Annotated in this window: 14 protein-coding genes; 6 read left to right on the forward strand and 8 right to left on the reverse strand. The window is 66.8% G+C overall.

The annotated features are described in order from the left end of the window. Positions 1-5: 5 nt before the first annotated feature. Positions 6-1130, reverse strand: coding sequence for a cytochrome c oxidase subunit II (gene coxB / locus IG194_RS12635; protein ID WP_009614684.1), 1125 nt, complete (start codon positions 1128-1130; stop codon positions 6-8). A 372-nt stretch (positions 1131-1502) separates the two neighbouring features. Here coxB and IG194_RS12640 point away from each other — a divergent pair, with 372 nt between their 5' ends. Further along, positions 1503-2141: a hypothetical protein gene (locus tag IG194_RS12640; protein ID WP_058487859.1), complete on the forward strand. Its 639-nt coding sequence runs from the start codon at positions 1503-1505 to the stop codon at positions 2139-2141. Positions 2142-2395: 254 nt separating this feature from the next. Here the strand turns inward: IG194_RS12640 and fusA are convergent, their stop codons facing one another. The 6 genes from fusA to IG194_RS12670 form a co-directional block, all read right to left on the reverse strand. After that, entirely contained in the window at positions 2396-4444 is a 2049-nt protein-coding gene (gene fusA, locus IG194_RS12645; protein ID WP_058487860.1) for an elongation factor G, read from the reverse strand. 919 nt (positions 4445-5363) lie between these two features. Further along, positions 5364-5888: a hypothetical protein gene (locus IG194_RS12650; protein WP_058487861.1), complete on the reverse strand. Its 525-nt coding sequence runs from the start codon at positions 5886-5888 to the stop codon at positions 5364-5366. Further along, positions 5885-6607, reverse strand: coding sequence for an alpha/beta hydrolase (locus tag IG194_RS12655; protein ID WP_058487862.1), 723 nt, complete (start codon positions 6605-6607; stop codon positions 5885-5887). The genes IG194_RS12650 and IG194_RS12655 overlap by 4 nt, the downstream gene beginning before the upstream one ends. Continuing rightward, entirely contained in the window at positions 6604-7104 is a 501-nt protein-coding gene (locus tag IG194_RS12660) for a PAAR domain-containing protein (RefSeq protein WP_058487863.1), read from the reverse strand. Before IG194_RS12660 ends, IG194_RS12655 begins: the two co-directional genes overlap by 4 nt. 275 nt (positions 7105-7379) lie before the next feature. After that, on the reverse strand, positions 7380-8429 hold the full coding sequence (locus tag IG194_RS12665; protein ID WP_043318512.1) for a low specificity L-threonine aldolase: 1050 nt from the start codon (positions 8427-8429) through the stop codon (positions 7380-7382). Positions 8430-8923: 494 nt separating this feature from the next. Continuing rightward, positions 8924-9583, reverse strand: a complete 660-nt coding sequence (locus tag IG194_RS12670) for a hypothetical protein (protein ID WP_058487864.1) — start codon at positions 9581-9583, stop codon at positions 8924-8926. A gap of 167 nt (positions 9584-9750) precedes the next feature. Here IG194_RS12670 and IG194_RS12675 point away from each other — a divergent pair, with 167 nt between their 5' ends. The 4 genes from IG194_RS12675 (at position 9751) to IG194_RS12690 (ending at position 14975) form a co-directional block, all read left to right on the forward strand. After that, complete coding sequence (locus IG194_RS12675) at positions 9751-11127, forward strand: L-serine ammonia-lyase (protein ID WP_058487865.1); 1377 nt, start codon at positions 9751-9753, stop codon at positions 11125-11127. A gap of 10 nt (positions 11128-11137) precedes the next feature. Beyond that, on the forward strand, positions 11138-11857 hold the full coding sequence (locus IG194_RS12680) for a GlxA family transcriptional regulator (RefSeq protein ID WP_058487866.1): 720 nt from the start codon (positions 11138-11140) through the stop codon (positions 11855-11857). A 307-nt stretch (positions 11858-12164) separates the two neighbouring features. Further along, positions 12165-13376, forward strand: coding sequence for a M24 family metallopeptidase (locus tag IG194_RS12685; RefSeq protein ID WP_058487867.1), 1212 nt, complete (start codon positions 12165-12167; stop codon positions 13374-13376). Between the two features lie 297 nt (positions 13377-13673). Beyond that, entirely contained in the window at positions 13674-14975 is a 1302-nt protein-coding gene (locus IG194_RS12690; RefSeq protein WP_176707189.1) for an MFS transporter, read from the forward strand. Positions 14976-15031: 56 nt separating this feature from the next. Here the strand turns inward: IG194_RS12690 and IG194_RS12695 are convergent, their stop codons facing one another. Next, a complete protein-coding gene (locus tag IG194_RS12695; RefSeq protein ID WP_009614660.1) occupies positions 15032-16048 on the reverse strand; it encodes a GlxA family transcriptional regulator in 1017 nt (338 codons plus the stop codon). Positions 16049-16435: 387 nt separating this feature from the next. Here IG194_RS12695 and glyA point away from each other — a divergent pair, with 387 nt between their 5' ends. Next, complete coding sequence (gene glyA, locus IG194_RS12700) at positions 16436-17689, forward strand: serine hydroxymethyltransferase (RefSeq protein ID WP_043269972.1); 1254 nt, start codon at positions 16436-16438, stop codon at positions 17687-17689. The last annotated feature ends 35 nt before the right edge of the window (positions 17690-17724 follow it).

Raw genomic sequence — 17724 nt, forward strand, 5'->3', positions numbered from 1 at the left:
CCTCGTTATTTTTGCTTCTGCTTGTAGGCCACTACGTCTTGCGGAGTGACCATGTCGCCGTCGTTGTTGCCCCAGCTGTTGCGCTCGAAGGTGATCACCGCGGCGATGTCCACTTCCGAGAGCTGCTTGCCGAAGGCCGCCATGGCCGTGCCCGGGACGCCGTTGAACACGGTTTCCAGGTGGTGCTCCTTGGGCCCGGTGACGATCTTCGAGCCCTTGAGCGCCGGGAACATCGGCGGCATGCCCTGGCCTTCGGGCTGGTGGCAGGCGGCGCAGATGGTGTGGTAGACCTTGTCGCCACGGGCGACGAGTTCTTCCTTGGTCCACTCCTTGCTGGTCAGCTCCTTGAGCTTGGCCGCCTCTTCCTTGCGCTCGGCCAGCCACTTGTCGAAGTCCGGCTTGGCCTTCACGTCGACCACGATGGGCATGAAGCCGTGGTCCTTGCCGCACAGCTCGGCGCACTGGCCGCGGTAGACGCCGGGCTCGTCGATCTTGGTCCAGGCCTCGTTGACGAAGCCGGGGATGGCGTCGCGCTTGACCGCGAAGGCCGGCACCCACCAGGAGTGGATGACGTCGCTGGAAGTCACCAGGAAGCGCACCTTGACCCCGGCCGGCAGCACCAGCGGGTTGTCCACTTCCAGCAGGTAGTGCTCGTCCTTGGGATCCCTGTTGTGGATCTGCTCCTGGCTGGTGGCCAGGTTGCTGAAGAACTCCACGTCCTGGCCCAGGTACTTGTACTGCCACTTCCACTGGTAGCCGGTGATCTGCACGTCCAGCTCCGGCTCGGAGGTGTCGTACATGTGGATCAGGGTGCGCGTGGCGGGAATGGCCATCACCACCAGAATCAGGAACGGCACCACGGTCCAGAGGATTTCCACTGCGGTACTCTCGTGGAAATGCGCCGGCTGCTGGCCGGTGGAACGGCGGTGGACGATCATCGACCAGAACATGGCGCCGAAGACGATGATGCCGATGACCACACAGATCCAGAAAATGGTCATGTGCAGGTCGAACACGTTACGGCTGACCTCGGTCGCCCCCGGGGTCATGTTCACCGTCCAGGCGGCGTGCGCCGGAGTAAACACGAGGAGCGACAGCAAGCCCATCCAGGTACGCGGATGTCGCAGCATTCGGGTTCCCCTTATCGTTGTTCTTATCCCGCCGGCAAACGCCAGCGGCCAAGGGAGCGACCGCCAAGACAGCAAACTTTGACCGCCGAGCCTCGGCACGTGCAAGGCAGGCCGGGTTCATCAGGTTCAGGTGTGTCGAATCGGAGTATAGCCAGGGGTTGCGACATAACAACGCAGCGCAAAAAACTCCTCCGCAATTGCGAAAGGTGCTCTCAAACCCACGCCGCCTGCGGCTTTGCGCTACCATGGTGGCGGCTTGATATGCCCGAACCTCATAAAGGTTGCGTGATTATGACGATCGCGTCTTAGCTCGCCGACCCGCCCGGCTAAGGTCTTTCTTCACTTTCCAAATCGAGTTGTCTTGGAGTTGTCATGAATATCGCAGCACTGCGCGAACTGATTCAGCAGGCCCACCGGCTCGAGACGCGCAACGGGCACCTGGCGCGGCTCATCCACAGCCAGATGGCGGGCCTGCACCCGAGCATCAACCTGAGCGGCGACGATGCCGTCCAGGTGCTCACCCGCTTCGTCCATGCCTATATCGAGCAGGTCCCCGAGTTCCTCGAAGCCGCCACCAGCGTGGCGCGCAACGCCGGCATAGAGGAAAGGATCAAGCCGGTGCTGAAGGTCGCCGAGCACTTCTTCCTGACCCCGCCGGACCTGCTGGCCGGCCACGACGGCCTGGACGCGCTGCTCGACGAGGCCTACCTGGCGCACCGCCTGGTGGAGGAAGTGAACGACCGCTACATCGCCCACTTCGGCCAGCCGCTGATCCCGCTGGACACCACCGTGGCCAACCTGGTGGCACACCAGCTGATCGGCGAGCCCTTCGCCAACCAGCTGGACGAGGCCGTGCACCACGCGGTGGACTCGATGCTCGACGACAGCGTCTTCGCCAGCCCGGCGGCGCAAGCCTACCGCGCCCGCCTGAGCGACCCGCAGACGGTCACCGCCTGGAAGCAGTGGCCGTGCCTGTCGCGGCGCTTCGGGGTGGAACTGCATCTGAATTAATGCGCCTGGAGCGATAGGCCAAGCCCACGCACAGAGCATCGCGGATAAATCTCCTACGATTCCAGGAAGCACGGCTTTTCGTAGGATGGCGTTGAGCGAAGCGATACCCATCAGCGCAACCGCATGGGTTTCGCAAGCTCAACCCATCCTACAAAGAGCACCTCGGCGCAAGACAGTTGCTCCTGCCACGCCGGGCGGACACGGCTTCTCGTAAGAGCGCTCCGGCGCTGCCGGCAAGACAGGACCCGGCCTCCTCAGTCTTCTTCCTGCACCGCCTTGTACCCACTGGCCAGGCGCTGCTGCACGTCCTGCGGCACGGGGTTGTAGTGGCTGGCCTCCAGGGTGAAGAAGCCCTGCCCGGCGGTGATCGCCTTCAGCCGGTTGGCGTAGCCCTCCAGCTCCGCCAGCGGCACCTGGCCGCGCACCAGGGTGGCGCGGGCCGACAGCGGCTCGGTGCCCAGCACCTGGCCGCGGCGGCCGGTGAGGTCGGCGGTGATGTCGCCCAGGCGCGCCTCCGGCGCCGTCACCGCGATGTTCACCACCGGCTCCAGCACCAGCCCCCCGGCGTTGCGCAGGGCGTCGAGCATGGCCTTGCGCCCGGCGGCCTGGAAGGCGATGTCCTTGGAGTCCACCGAGTGGCTCTTGCCGTCGAACACCGTGACCTTCACGTCCTCCACCGGGAAGCCGGCCAGGGGCCCGGCGGCCAGCGCCGCGCGCACGCCCTTCTCCACCGAGGGGATGAACTGCCCCGGAATCACCCCGCCCTTGATGGCGTCGACGAACTCGAAGCCGGCCCCGCGCGGCAGCGGCTCCACACGCAGGAACACCTCGCCGAACTGGCCGGCGCCGCCGGTCTGCTTCTTGTGCCGGCAATGACCCTCGGCCGGGCGCGTCGCCGTCTCGCGGTAGGGCACGCTGGGCGCTCGGGTGTTCACTTCCAGCTTGTAGCTGCCGGTCAGGCGCTCCAGCAGGTAGCGCAGGTGCAGCTCGCCCATGCCGCGCAGCACGGTTTCCTGGGTGGAGGCGTTGTAGTCCAGGCGCACGCAGGGGTCCTCGGCCAGCAGGCGCTGCATCACCTCGGCCAGGCGCTGCTCGTCGCCGCGGCGGCCGGCCTCGATGGCCAGGCCCTGCATGGGCGTGGGGAAGTCCAGCGGCGCCAGGCGGATGTGGTCCTCGTCGTGGGAGTCATGCAGGACTACGTCGAACTCCAGCTCCTCGACCTTGGTCAACGCACCGAAATCGCCGGGGATCAGTTGCGGCACCTCCTCGTGGCGCTTGCCCTGCAGGCGCAGCAGGTGGCCGACCTTGAACGGCTTGCGGCCGTCCCCGGCGAACAGCTGCATGTCGCGGCGCACGGTGCCCTGGTGCACGCGGAACACCGCCAGGCGGCCGACGAAGGGGTCGATCACCACCTTAAACACATGGGCCAGCACGTGGGCTTCAGGGTCCGGCTGCGAGCGAAAGGGCCTGGCGCCGCCCTGCTCGTCCAGCCGCTCGAACAGCGGCGGGTTGCCTTCGGCGGGGTTGGGCGCCAGCCGCGCCAGCGCCGCCAGCAGCTCGTCGACGCCGGCGCCGGTGCGCGCCGAGACGAAGCACAGGGGAATCAGGTGGCCTTCGCGCAGGGCCCGCTCGAAGGGTTCGTGCAGCTCCTCCGGCTGGATCGAGCCCTGCTCCAGGTAGCACGCCATCAACTCCTCGTCGACCTCCACGACTTGGTCGACCAACGCCTGGTGCGCCTCCTCCACCGAGGAGAAGTCCGCCTCGCCGGCGGGCGCGAAGAAGCAGTCGGCCACTCGCGTCGCTCCGCCGGCCGGCAGGTTCAGCGGCAGCACTTCCTTGCCGAAGGCTTCGCGCAGGTCGGCCAGCAGCGTCGGCAGGTCGACGCGTTCGGCGTCGATCTTGTTCACCACCAACATCCGGCACAACCCGCGCTCGGCGGCCCAGTCCATCATGCGGTGGGTGTTCAGCTCGATGCCGTTCTGCGCGTTGACCACCACCAGCGCGGTCTCCACCGCCGCCAGGGCCGGCAGCGCGTGGCCGATGAAGTCGGGCAGGCCAGGGGTATCGATGAGCTGGACGTGCGCGCCCTCGTGCTCGAAGTGCGCCAGCGCGGCGGACAGCGAATGGTGATAGTCGCGCTCCAGCGGGTCGGCGTCGCACAGGGTGTCGCCGCGTTCCAGCGAACCCATCGCGGGAATGGCGCCGCTGCGCTGCAGCAGGGCTTCGGCGAGCAGGGTCTTGCCGCTGTCGCCATGGCCGACCAGGGCGACCGTGCGGATCTGTTCGACCGAGTAGTTCGACATGGGGCACCTCCCAGGCAGGGTAACGGGAAGTATAGGTAGCACCTCGGGACTCTCTGGGCAAAAAACAGCCAGCCGCCGCGAGCCCAGCGGACATGCCTGCCACAGCCGTTTCATCACAGCTTTTCCACAGCTTGCTGAGGCTTGCCTCCACAGCCGTTGTGGACAGTTCGGGAGATTCGCCGGGGAAGCTGGCAAGCCTTGCGCCACGGGCCTTCAAGCGCAACGCTGGTGATTTTTCGAGCAGTGCCGCGCAAGCCCCGGCAAGCCTGTCCAGCGGCAGTTTATCCACAGCTTTGTCACAAGCCGTTCAACAGAAGCCGTGGACAGCCCGCGACCATTCGCCGCCGGTTTTTTCCGCAGCCCCCTCGAACAGGGCCATTGGTGAAAAAACCAGCAATACCCGGCAGCCCTCGCCGTTTCGCTCGCGCAGCCATCCACCGACAGCTTTTCCACAGCTTTCCCGCGCCTCGCTCCACAGCCATTGTGGGCAACTCGGCGGCTAGCGATGGGTCAAGGCAAGTGCTTGAAAATCAAGGCATGCAGGAAAAATCAGGACAAAAAACGTACAACCGCACGCAGGCCCCGCCGGGCCTGGCGCGAAGGTATTCATTCACACTTTATCCACAGCACGGCCAACAGATTCCGGGGGCAGAATCCAGCCCGCCGGACAAACCCCGAGCGCCCTGGCCCGGCCCAGCGGCCATGCGCCCGCCAGCCGCCTGCGCACAGCCCGGCCACAGGCTGCGCACAGGGTTTTCGACAGATTCGGTGGACAACTCAGGCAGCGGCGCCCATCACCTGGCGAATGTCCTGCGCCAGCGCCTCGACACGCTCGACTTCGGTGTCTAGGAACACGCCGCAGGCGCCGATGCAGGTATGGAGGCGCCAAAGGGAGGCACTGCGTCGCCCCGCGGGCTCGTCATTGCTCCGGCAGCATGGGCAGCAGGTCATCTGCAGGCAGCAGGAGGATGTTGGAGAAATAGGCCTTGTAGCCGTAGGCAGTCATCACCACCTTGCACGGGACGCTCCTGCGCCCGGCAAGAATCTCCTTGAAACGCCGCTGGTCAATGAATCGATCCGACCGGCCCTCGTCACTGGTTTCCGCGAAGTGCAGGCTGGAGAGATAGAGATAACGGCCGCCGCCCTGGCCAATGCGTTCGACGGAACCCTCGCCGAACGCCGGGATCACATGGCCCATGCTGAACTGCGGCTCACGCTCGAGGGAGCAGTAAAGCCGCTGCCCGATCTTGCCGCTCCCCTCCAGATGGGAATAGACCTCGTCGAGATCCAGATCGGAGGCGAAGTAAAGATGGAAGCTGATACGACCTTCCACCGGTTGCGAACGAAGGTAGGCCAGGTTGGCGATCGGCTGGTGATGGTCTCTCATGCAGGCCGAACAGAGCGAGACGATAAGCAGCGAAGCGAACACCCGCACCTTGTTCATTTCGCCAGGTACTCCTGGATGGAGAGCCTGAGATAGTCATAGGGCGAGAAGCCCTGCGGCATCATGACCGTGAACATCCGGCCGGCATTGGCGTGGTGGATGTTCGCTACAACACTGATGTTGGCACCCTGGGGAATCCAGCGCTCACCGAATTCGGCAACGCGGTCCGACGCGTCCGGACTCTCGGCATTGGCGCGAACATTGATCCAGAATTCGGCCTGCGGCGTTGGCTTGTTCATGTAGATGTCCGACCCCACCCAGACAATGGAACCCTCCCCGACCGGGTCGAGCGTTATCAGCGCCTTCACCTTGTAGCCCTTGTCGCTGAGAATCTGCGAAAGGTGTGCGCCGTTCCAGCCACCCAGACTATGCCCCACCAGGTAGACGGGCATGGCCTTGGAGACAATCTTGCTCAGCACGTACTTTCTGATGTCCCTGCCGCCTCGCACGTCGCTGTAGCCCACATGATAGGAGGCGTACGCGCCTGCCTGCTTCTGCATTTCAAAATCGGCATCCAGTATCTTCTTGGCCTCATCGACGTTGTCGTTCGGTCCCTGGAAGTAATAGGACTCCCTGTCCGCCGCACCACCGATAAAAAACACCACCGCCGTTTTCACGATCACTGGAATCCTTTTCACCGCCTGGTCTGCCGCCGGGGTCAGTTCTCGTGTATCGGCGACCCCGGGCGCTTTAAGAGCGGCATCGGCCTCGCCGCTCATGCGTCATCTCCCGCGAGAATCTGGACCTTCTCCGCTTCGCCCACGCATCTGACCAGGTGGGTGAATCCTTGGTCATCGGATACGCCCTTCTCCATTGCGCCATTGGCACGACGAATGACGTAGGGGTAATGGGGCAGCGGTTCACCGGTCTGCGAACAGACCAGCTGAAACCTGTCCTGAAAGGTATTGGGCATGGGCGCCGGCGGCACGAAAGGCGCCGGCGTGTGCTGGTTACCAATGAGCACATCGCCAGATCCGGAAATGATCACGCCGCCATGGGTGGTAGTGCTTCCCTGGAAGGCGAGCGGTCGGCCATTGACCAGGATGCTGGTCATCCCCTCGACAACCACGTCGCCGCAGGCACTGCTGTCGCCAACGCGCAGCGCCGGCAGGCCATTGATCAGTACGTCGGGTGAGCCCGTGACAGTGGGATTGGAGCCATGCCCTGGTAACGGGCAGGCATCGATGTCGGTCTGGCGGGCAGCAGGCTTGGACATGGCAGGACTCCATCATTGGGAACCCCTGTACCTTGTCAAATAGCCCCCCTCGCCAATGCCAGGTGCATCCGATTCGCAAGTACGCCGTTTCGTCAGCGACAGGCGTGTCGCAAATGTGCGCCGCACGGATACCACGATGTTCAGCCAGCATGGCCAGACCCAGGGCTACGGTGACGAATGCTCCGCCGCCATGGTCCGCACACGATATGCCAGCCTCCTGCGCACAGCCCGGCCACAGGCTGCGCACAGGGTTTTCGACAGATTCGGTGGACAACTCAGGCGGCGGCGCCCATCACCTGGCGAATGTCCTGCGCCAGCGCCTCGACGCGCTCCAGCTCAGTGTCCCAGGAGCACATGAAGCGCGCGCCGCCGGCACCAATGAAGGTGTAGAAGCGCCAGCCGCGCTGGCGCAGGGCCTCCAGGGCCGGCTCGGACATCTGCAGGAACACCCCGTTGGCCTCCACCGGGAACATCAGCTGCACGCCCGGCACGTCGGCCACCCGCTGCGCCAGCAGGCGCGCGCACTGGTTGGCGTGGTTGGCGTAGTGCAGCCAGGCGTCGTCCTGCAGCACGCCGACCCAGGGCGCGGCGAGGAAGCGCATCTTCGAGGCCAGTTGGCCAGCCTGCTTGCAGCGGTAGTCGAAGCCTTCGGCCAGTTCGCGGTCGAAGAACAGGATGGCCTCGCCCACCGCCATGCCGTTCTTGGTACCGCCGAAGCACAGCACCTCGACGCCGGCCTTCCAGGTCAGCTCCGCCGGGGTGGCGCCGAGGAAGGCGCAGGCATTGGAGAAGCGCGCGCCGTCCATGTGCAGGTGCAGGCCCAGCTCGCGGCAGGTGGCGCTCAGCGCGCCCAGTTCGTCCGGGCGGTAGACGGTGCCGACCTCGGTGGCCTGGGTGAGGGTCACCACCCGCGGCTTGGGATAGTGGATGTCCTGGCGCTTCAGGGCGATTTCGCGAATAGCCGCGGGGGTCAGCTTGCCCTGCTCGTCGGTGCGCGCCAGCAGCAGCTTGGAGCCGTTGGAGAAGAACTCCGGGGCGCCGCACTCGTCGGTCTCGACGTGGGCGGTCTCGGCGCAGATCACGCTGTGGTAGCTCTGACACAGGGCGGCCAGGGCCAGGGAGTTGGCGGCGGTACCGTTGAAGGCGAAGAACACCTCGCAATCGGTCTCGAACAGCTCGCGGAAGTGGTCGGAGGCGCGCGCCGTCCACTGGTCGTCGCCGTAGGCCCGCTCATGGCCGCGGTTGGCCTCGGCCATGGCGGCCCAGGCTTCCGGGCAGATGCCGGAATAGTTGTCGCTGGCGAATTGCTGGGAAATGTCGAACATCGAAAGCTGCCTCGGGAAGATAGAAAGTCATCCACAGGCAGCGTAGCGAAATCACAGCTTTTGTAGGAGCAACTGTCTTGCCGGCTACGCCGGGGTGATTTTCGTAGGATGGGTTGAGCCTTGGCGAAACCCATGCGGTCGCGGTGATGGGTATCGCTGCTCAACGCCATCCTACGGTGGGGGCTGTTCGGCGTGGCTGGGGGAATCCAATCGCGGACAAAGTCCGCTCCTACGCCCGTGCTTTCCTGGAGCCGTAGCAACTGTCTTTCAGGCTGCGCCGAGGTGCTCTTCGTAGGATGGGTTGAGCCTTGGCGAAACCCATGCGGTCATGGTGATGGGTATCGCTTCGCTCAACGCCATCCTACGGCGGGGGCTGTTCGGCGTGGCTAGGGGAATCCACTCGCGGACAAAGTCCGCTCCTACGCCCGTGCGTCCCTGTAACCGTAGGAGCGGACTCTGTCCGCGATTCGGCGGGTCACGCCGCAGGCAGTCGATCAGGGCAACGCCGTCAGCTTCATCTGCTCGACGATAGGCACGAACAACTGCCGCATGGACTGGGTGCTACCGCCATTGGGCTTGTCCGGGCTGCTCAGAGTCAGCACGTAGCGCCCCTTGATCAGCCCAGTCAGGCTGGACTCACCCGCCTCGCCCTTGGCCGGGGCGACTATGCCCAGGGGATCCCCCATGCGGGTGGTGTCGATCACCGGCAGGTAGTCCTCGCCACCGAACTTGTCGGCAGTGCCGTTCTTGATCGCGGTCTCGCGAGTCTTGTTCAGCAGCGTCAGGCTGGAATGCGTCATGTCGCGCAGCTTGTCCTGCGCACCACGGTAGGCGATGGCCTGCTCGCTATTGGCATCCTGGGCCGGCGCCGGCATGCCGGTGTCGATCAGGCTGATCTCCAGGTGGCGGCTGCCGTCGGCGGTGCCGTACACCAGCTTGGCGTCGTTGTAGCCGCATTCGCGGGAGATGAACGGGTAGCCGTACATTTCCTTGCTCGGCGGCAGGGCCTTTTCCAGCGGGTGGCCGGTGCAGCTGTCGGCCGGCACCGCGGCGGCCGCGGCCTTCTCGGCCTTGGCCTTGTCGTCGCCACCGCCGCAGCCGTGGAGGGTCGCGCCGAGCATCAGGGCGCTGAGCAGGATCAGGGAGCGTTTCATGGCGTCCTCGGGTTTGACAGTGGCGGCATTCTAGCCGCGGGCGGCGCGGCGTGCAGCAGTGGCCCGGTGGCAGCCAGGTGCATTTTCAGGTCGGGAGCGGACATCTTTTCCCCGGCCAGGCAGCCGAGAATCGGCGGCAGCGGCATCGCCATTCGAGGAGCCCCGGCATGGCCATCAGTGTGTTCGACCTGTTCAAGATCGGTATCGGCCCTTCCAGCTCGCATACCGTCGGCCCCATGCGCGCCGCCGCCCTGTTCGTCGGCGCCCTGCGCGAGCGCCAGTTGCTGCCCCGCGTCAGCCGCGTCGAAGTGAAGCTCTACGGTTCGCTCTCCGCCACCGGCGTCGGCCACGGCACCGACCGCGCCGTGATCATGGGCCTGATGGGCGAATGGCCCGACCGCATCGACCCCAGCCAGATCGCCCCGCGCATGGCCGACCTGCTCGGCAGCGGCGAACTGCTCCTGGCCGGCGAGCGGCGCATTGCCTTCGACTGGGTCCGCGACATGCGCCTGCTGGAGGAGAACCTGCCCTACCACCCCAATGCCATGAGCCTGGTCGCCTACGAGGGTGACGCCGAGCTGTACGCCGACACCTATTACTCCATCGGCGGCGGCTTCGTCGTCGATGCCGAGCAGGCCGCCGCCGGTTCCCTCGACCAGGACGCCACCCGCCTGCCCTATGACTTCAACAGCGCCGCCGAGCTGCTGCAGCTGTGCCGCCGCCACAACCTGCGCGTGTCCCAGCTGATGCTGGCCAACGAGCGCATGTGGCGCAGCGACACCGACACCCGCGACGGCCTGATGCGCATCTGGCGCGCCATGCAGGACTGCGTGAACAACGGCCTCAAGGCCGAGGGCATCCTCCCTGGCGGCCTCAACGTGCAGCGCCGCGCCGCCCGCCTGCACCGCAACCTGCTGGAGATCGGCAAGCCCAACGTCATCGGCTCCACCCTCAGCGCCATGGAGTGGGTCAACCTCTACGCCCTGGCAGTCAACGAGGAAAACGCCGCCGGCGGGCGCATGGTCACCGCGCCCACCAACGGTGCGGCCGGCATCGTCCCGGCGGTGCTGCACTACTACATGCGCTTCAACCCCGATGCCAGCGAGCAGGACGTGGTCGATTTCTTCCTCGCCGCCGCGGCCGTGGGCATCCTGTGCAAGAAGAACGCCTCCATCTCCGGCGCCGAAGTCGGCTGCCAGGGCGAGGTCGGCTCGGCCTGCGCCATGGCCGCCGCCGGCCTGGCCGAAGTCCTCGGCGCCAGCCCCGAACAGGTGGAGAACGCCGCCGAGATCGGCCTAGAGCACAACCTGGGCCTGACCTGCGACCCGGTCGGCGGCCTGGTCCAGGTGCCCTGCATCGAGCGCAACGCCATCGCCGCGGTGAAGGCCATCAACGCCGCGCAGATGGCCCTGCGCGGCGACGGCCAGCACTTCATCAGCCTCGACCAGGCCATCCGCACCATGCGCGACACCGGCGCCGACATGCACGACAAGTACAAGGAAACCTCCCGCGGCGGCCTGGCCGTCAGCATCATCGAGTGCTGAGGAGAGCGCCATGCACGACACCGCCCCGGCCCACGTGAACTTCCTGCTGCAGGACGGCTTCGACCTGTTCGCCCTGGCGCTGGCCCTGGAACCGCTGCGCCAGGCCAACCTGCTGGCCGGCGCCAGCTGCGCCGTGTGGGCCCTGCTGAGCCTGGACGGCGGCCCAGCCAGGGCCAGCAGCGGCCTGTGCGTGAACTGCGACGCCAGCCTCGCCCAGCGCCCGCCGGCCGACCTGCTGCTGCTCTGCGGCCCGGAAGGCTGCCGCCCGGCGAGCGGCGAGGGCGACTACGCCAGCGCCCTGCTGCAACTGATCGGCCGCAGCCAGGGCCCGGCGCTGGCCCAGGCCGTGCGCACCATCCTCGACGACGAACGCAGCCTGGGCACCCTCCAGGCCTCCACGCCGCCCCACGCCGGCCTGCAGCGCGCCATCGCGCTGATGCGCGCGCACCTCACGCGGCCCCTGGGCATGCCGCAGCTGGCGGCCACCCTGGGCCTGTCGCGGCGCCAGGTGGAACGCCTGTTCCAGCGCTACCTGCAATGCACTCCGGCGCGCTACTACCAGCGCCTGCGCCTGGCCCACGCCCGCCAACTGCTGCGCGGCAGCGCCCGGCCGCTGGCCGAGGTGGCGCGGGCCTGCGGCTTCCCCTGCCAGCAGCATTTCACCCGCTGCTACCGCGAGCACTTCGGCCGCCCGCCGACCCAGGAGCGGCGCCAGGCGGCGCTGCACTAGCCCTTTCCCCGGTTGCACCACAGGCCCGCACGTGTCGGCAGCACGTTGCGGGCCTCTTTTTTTGCGCCCACGACACCGAGAAACGCCGCCGTAGGATGGGTTGAGCTTGCGATACCCATCAGGCCATGGCGATGGGTTTCGCAAGCTCAACCCATCCTACGAAGAGCGCCCCGGCGCGGGCCGAGCGGATACGTCCAAGTTCGGGTCGGATTCGTGCAAAAGAGCGCCCCGGCCTTCTGCTGCAATGCCTTCCAACGACGGGCCAGAAAGGCGCGTCGACCGACAAGAAGCAGCGAGGAAGAACGCCATGCAAATGCCCCAGACGATCCGCATCCGCAACGGCCAGAAGGTCCGCCCGACCTTCTCCGGGCAGGAATACGCCAACCGCCAGGCCAGACTGCGCGCCCACCTGGCCGAGGCGGGCATCGATGCCGCGGTCTTCACCTCCTACCACAACATCAACTACTACTCCGACTTCCTCTACTGCTCCTTCGGCCGCCCCTACGCCCTGGTGGTCACCCAGGACGCCGCGGTCAGCATCAGCGCCAACATCGACGGCGGCCAGCCCTGGCGCCGCACCCAGGGCACCGACAACATCGTCTACACCGACTGGCAGCGCGACAACTACTTCGCCGCCATCCAGCAGGCCCTGCCCAAGGCCCGGCGCATCGGCGTGGAGTTCGACCACCTGAACCTGCAGAACCGCGACAAGCTCGCCGCCCGCTATCCCGAGGCCGAGTTGGTGGACGTAGCCGCCGCCTGCATGCGCATGCGCATGATCAAGTCCGCCGAGGAGCACGCCATCATCCGCCACGGCGCCCAGGTGGCCGACATCGGCGGCGCCGCGGTGGTCGAGGCGCTGCACGACCAGGTGCCGGAATACGAAGTGGCCCTGCACGCCACCCAGGCCATGATCCGCGAGATTGCCAAGCGCTTCCCCGACGGCGAGCTGATGGACACCTGGACCTGGTTCCAGTCCGGCATCAACACCGACGGCGCGCACAACCCGGTGACCTCGCGCAAGGTGAACAAGGGCGACATCCTCAGCCTGAACTGCTTCCCGATGATCGCCGGCTACTACACCGCGCTGGAGCGCACCCTGTTCCTCGACCACTGCTCCGACGAGCACCTGCGCCTGTGGGAGGTCAACGTCAAGGTCCACGAGGCCGGCCTGAAGCTGATCAGGCCCGGCGCGCGCTGCTGCGACATCGCCCGCGAGCTGAACGAGATCTACCTGGAACACGACCTGCTGCAATACCGCACCTTCGGCTACGGCCACTCCTTCGGCACCCTCAGCCACTACTACGGGCGCGAGGCCGGCCTTGAGCTGCGCGAGGACATCGACACGGTGCTGGAGCCGGGGATGGTGGTCTCCATGGAGCCGATGATCATGCTCCCCGAGGGCCTGCCGGGCGCCGGCGGCTACCGCGAGCACGACATCCTGATCGTCACCGAGCAGGGCGCCGAGAACATCACCCGGTTCCCCTACGGGCCGCAGCGCAACATCATCCGTAAATGACCCCGGGAGCCGCGTGCGCACAGCACGCGGCTTCTTCGCTTGCAGAACGAGCACCACCGCCCCCGGGGGCGGTGCCACGACCGATAAGAACAAGAGGCTGCGCCGGGCGTATCCGCGCCAGCCACGACTTACCCGCTGCCGAACTTCCATTTCGATAACAACAGAGGTATGGGCAATGGTCACCTTCACGCACGGCGCCAGCGGCGCTCCCGACACCCCCGCGCAACACTGCGCCCAACCGGCGGGAGGCGCACAATGAGCCTCTCCCAGCAACCCCTGGCCTATGGCCGAGGCGCCATGAACGCCCCCGTCTCCGAGGAACGCCGCGTCCTGCGCCGGGCCGCCAGCGCGGCCTTCATGGGCAACTTCGTCGAGTGGTTCGACTACGCCGCCTACGGCTACCTGGCGGCGGTCATCGCCGTGGTGTTCTTCCCGCAGACCGACAAGGTCTCCGGCCTGCTGGCCACCTTCGCGGTGTTCGCCCTGTCGTTCATCGTGCGGCCCATCGGCGGCATCGTCTGGGGCCACATCGGCGACCGCTTCGGCCGGCGCAACGCGCTGTCGCTGTCGATCCTGATCATGTCCGGCTCGACCTTCTGCATCGCCCTGCTGCCCGGCTACGCCCAGGCCGGCCTGGCGGCGCCGGGGCTGCTGCTGGCCATCCGCCTGGTGCAGGGCTTCTCCGCCTCGGGCGAATACGCTGGCGCCTCGGCCTTCCTCGCCGAGTACGCCCCGGAAGGCAAGCGCGGCTTCTACACCTGCCTGGTGCCGGCCAGCACCGCCGCCGGGCTGCTGGTGGGCTCGCTGTTCGCCGCCCAGCTGTACGCGCACCTGGACAGCGCCCAGCTGCACGAATGGGGCTGGCGCCTGCCCTTCCTGCTGGCCGCGCCCCTGGGCCTGATCGGCCGCTACATCCGCCTGCACCTGGCCGATACCCCGAAGTTCCGCGAGATGGAAGCGGCCATGGAGCAGAAGCAGGGCCAGCACCGCGCGCCGATCCGCGAGCTGTTCGGCACCCACCGCAAGCACCTGCTGGTGGCCGTGGGCGCCACCTGCCTGAACGCGGTGGCCTTCTACCTGATCCTCAGCTATATGCCGACCTACCTGTCCGCGGAGATGGGCATGAGCGAGAGCGATTCCTTCCTCGCCTCCACCGTGTCGCTGGCCACCTACATCGGCTTCATCTTCCTGATGGGCAAGCTGTCCGACCGCTTCGGCCGCAAGACCATGCTGGTGGCCGCCTCGCTGCTGTTCCTGGCGCTCACCGTGCCGCTGTTCCGCCTGCTGGGCGACCAGGGCTTCGCCTTCATCCTGCTGATCCAGATCGGCTTCGGCCTGATGCTGGCGATGAACGACGGCACCCTGCCCTGCTTCCTCGCGGAAATCTTCCCCACCCGCGTGCGCTACACCGGCTTCGCCTTCAGCTTCAACACCGCCAATGCGCTGTTCGGCGGCACCGCGCCGTTCATCGCCACCTGGCTGATCAGCCTCACCGGCAACAAGCTGGCGCCGGCCTGGATGCTGGTGGCCGCGGCGGCGGTGGCGCTGCTGGTGATGCTCTGCGTGCGGGAGACGGCGCACCGGCCGATGGAGGATTGAGGCGGCCGCGCCATCCGTAACGAAAAGCCGTGCCCAGGGGCACGGCTTTTCGCGTTTCAGGCCCCCAGTGGGCTCTGCTTGCGCTGGCCGCGCGGCGAGCAGCCGAAGAAGCGGCTGTAGCACTTGGAGAAGTGCGCCGGCGAGGTGAAGCCGCAGGACAGGGCGATTTCGCGGATCTGCGCCTCGCTGCGCAACAGCAGGTCGCGGGCGCGGTTCAGGCGCAGTTCCAGGTAGTACTGGCTGGGGGTGCGCTGCAGGTACTTGTGGAACAGGCGTTCCAGCTGGCGCACCGACACCTCGTTGAGCTGCGCCAGTTCGTCCAGCTCCAGCGGCTCCTCCAGGTTGGCCTCCATGATCGCCACGATCTGGCTCAGCTTGGGCTGGGCGCTGCCCAGCTTCTGCCGCAGGGGGATGCGCTGCTGCTCGCGGGAACCGCGCATGCGGTCGCACAGCAGCAGCTCGGCGGCGCGGGTGGCGATCTCCACGCCGCCCGGCTCGCGGGCGATCAGCTGCAGGGTCATGTCCATGGCCGCGGTGCCGCCGGAGCAGGTGTAGCGGTCGCGGTCCAGCTCGAACAGCTGGTTGGAGATGACGATGCCGGGGAAACGCTCCTTGAGCTGCTCGATGTCTTCCCAGTGGATGGTGCAGCGGTAGTCCTTGAGCAGCCCGGCGCTGGCCAGCAGGTGGCTGCCGGTGCAGATGCCGCCCAGCGGCACGCCCTGGCGGGCCAGCTTGCGCAGCCAGTCGAGCAGGCGCCGGTCGCATTTGGCCGGGATGGGGTTGGAGCCGACCACGAAGAGCGCGTCCAGGCGCGGCACCTCGTCGATGCCGTGGTCCGGCACTACGCGCATGCCGTTGCTGGCGCGCACCGGCTCCAGGTCCGCGGCTATCTGCAGGGTGCGGTACAGCGGCCGGTGCGCCGCCAGGTTGGCCATGCGCAGGGTTTCCACCGCCGAGGCGAAGCCGATGGTGGTGAAGTTGGGCACCAGCAGGAAGCCGAAGGTCCTGGTGGCGGTGGCCGCAACGGCGTCGGGTTGGTGTTCGCGACCGTTGGTCGGGACAGCACTGAGCATCATCGAAACCTCCACTGCGCTGGCTGGCACGGCGTTTTCCGCGGGGCGGGGCGACGGCAGTCAGGACAGCCTGCTTTTCTTGTTCTTCTGCGACATGCGCCGGGGGCGCTGGCGGCCTCCAGCTTACACCCTTGGCGATGTCGCGCCGACGCCTTCGCGGCTGCCGCGGGCCCGGCGCAGACGAAGCAGGGACGGGCGGTGCAGCGCGCGGGTAGGTTTGGGCATTTTGACGTCGCAAACAGGCAAATGGGGGGGCTGGCTATTGCGCACAATCGATTGCAACTGGCTAATACCGATCCCTTCGCGCCGAGCCCTGCCAGGCTCCCGGCGCGGGCGGTCAGGGCAGCCTCCACCCACAAGCGACGCGCCTGTCGCACGGAGACCGCGATGTTCAGCAAGCATGACCAGATCCAGGGCTACGACGACGAACTCTTCGCCGCCATGGCCGCCGAGGAAGAACGCCAGGAAGACCACCTGGAGCTGATCGCCTCGGAGAACTACACCAGCAAGCGCGTCATGCAGGCCCAGGGCAGCGGGCTGACCAACAAGTACGCCGAAGGCTACCCGGGCAAGCGCTACTACGGCGGCTGCGAGCACGTCGACAAGGTCGAGCAGCTGGCCATCGACCGCGCCAAGCAGCTGTTCGGCGCCGACTACGCCAACGTCCAGCCGCACTCCGGCTCCTCGGCCAACTCGGCGGTGTACCTGGCGCTGCTCAACGCCGGCGACACCATCCTGGGCATGAGCCTGGCCCACGGCGGCCACCTGACCCACGGCGCCAAGGTCTCCTCTTCCGGCAAGCTGTACAACGCCGTGCAGTACGGCCTGGACACCGCCACCGGGCTGATCGACTACGACGAGGTCGAGCGCCTGGCCGTGGAGCACAAGCCGAAGATGATCGTCGCCGGCTTCTCCGCCTACTCCAAGACCCTCGACTTCCCGCGCTTCCGCGCCATCGCCGACAAGGTCGGGGCGCTGCTATTCGTCGACATGGCCCACGTCGCCGGCCTGGTGGCCGCCGGCCTGTACCCGAACCCGCTGCCCTACGCCGATGTGGTCACCACCACCACCCACAAGACCCTGCGCGGCCCGCGCGGCGGCCTGATCCTGGCTCGCAGCAACGAGGAGATCGAGAAGAAGCTCAACTCCGCGGTGTTCCCCGGCGCCCAGGGCGGCCCGCTGATGCACGTGATCGCCGCCAAGGCGGTGTGCTTCAAGGAAGCGCTGGAGCCGGAGTTCAAGGACTACCAGGCCCAGGTGATCAAGAACGCCAAGGCCATGGCCGAAGTCTTCATCGACCGCGGCTACGACGTGGTCTCCGGCGGCACCGACAACCACCTGATGCTGATCAGCCTGGTCAAGCAGGGCCTGACCGGCAAGGAAGCCGACGCCGCCCTCGGCCGCGTGGGCATCACGGTGAACAAGAACGCCGTGCCCAACGACCCGCAGAGCCCGTTCGTCACCTCGGGCATCCGCGTCGGCACCCCGGCCATCACCAGCCGGGGCCTGAAGGAAGAACAGAGCCGCGAACTGGCCGGCTGGATCTGCGACGTGCTCGACCACCTGGGCGACGCCGACGTCGAGGCCAAGGTGGCCACCCAGGTCGCCGGCCTGTGCGCCGACTTCCCGGTCTATCGTTGAGATTCCCGCGGCCCTTGTTCCGTAGGAGCGGGCCC

The organism is Pseudomonas sp. ADPe (genome assembly GCF_014843515.1).
Classification (GTDB): domain Bacteria; phylum Pseudomonadota; class Gammaproteobacteria; order Pseudomonadales; family Pseudomonadaceae; genus Pseudomonas; species Pseudomonas citronellolis.

Excerpts from the sequence above, each read along its gene's own strand:
- IG194_RS12665 (WP_043318512.1), bottom strand. The coding sequence starts at position 8,429 with ATGTTCGACATTTCCCAGCAATTCGCCAGCGACAACTATTCCGGCATC.
- coxB (WP_009614684.1), bottom strand. The coding sequence starts at position 1,130 with ATGCTGCGACATCCGCGTACCTGGATGGGCTTGCTGTCGCTCCTCGTG.
- IG194_RS12650 (WP_058487861.1), bottom strand. The coding sequence starts at position 5,888 with ATGAACAAGGTGCGGGTGTTCGCTTCGCTGCTTATCGTCTCGCTCTGT.
- IG194_RS12640 (WP_058487859.1), top strand. The coding sequence starts at position 1,503 with ATGAATATCGCAGCACTGCGCGAACTGATTCAGCAGGCCCACCGGCTC.
- IG194_RS12675 (WP_058487865.1), top strand. The coding sequence starts at position 9,751 with ATGGCCATCAGTGTGTTCGACCTGTTCAAGATCGGTATCGGCCCTTCC.
- IG194_RS12680 (WP_058487866.1), top strand. The coding sequence starts at position 11,138 with ATGCACGACACCGCCCCGGCCCACGTGAACTTCCTGCTGCAGGACGGC.
- IG194_RS12695 (WP_009614660.1), bottom strand. The coding sequence starts at position 16,048 with ATGCTCAGTGCTGTCCCGACCAACGGTCGCGAACACCAACCCGACGCC.
- IG194_RS12670 (WP_058487864.1), bottom strand. The coding sequence starts at position 9,583 with ATGAAACGCTCCCTGATCCTGCTCAGCGCCCTGATGCTCGGCGCGACC.
- IG194_RS12690 (WP_176707189.1), top strand. The coding sequence starts at position 13,674 with ATGAACGCCCCCGTCTCCGAGGAACGCCGCGTCCTGCGCCGGGCCGCC.
- fusA (WP_058487860.1), bottom strand. The coding sequence starts at position 4,444 with ATGTCGAACTACTCGGTCGAACAGATCCGCACGGTCGCCCTGGTCGGC.
- IG194_RS12685 (WP_058487867.1), top strand. The coding sequence starts at position 12,165 with ATGCAAATGCCCCAGACGATCCGCATCCGCAACGGCCAGAAGGTCCGC.
- IG194_RS12655 (WP_058487862.1), bottom strand. The coding sequence starts at position 6,607 with ATGAGCGGCGAGGCCGATGCCGCTCTTAAAGCGCCCGGGGTCGCCGAT.
- glyA (WP_043269972.1), top strand. The coding sequence starts at position 16,436 with ATGTTCAGCAAGCATGACCAGATCCAGGGCTACGACGACGAACTCTTC.
- IG194_RS12660 (WP_058487863.1), bottom strand. The coding sequence starts at position 7,104 with ATGTCCAAGCCTGCTGCCCGCCAGACCGACATCGATGCCTGCCCGTTA.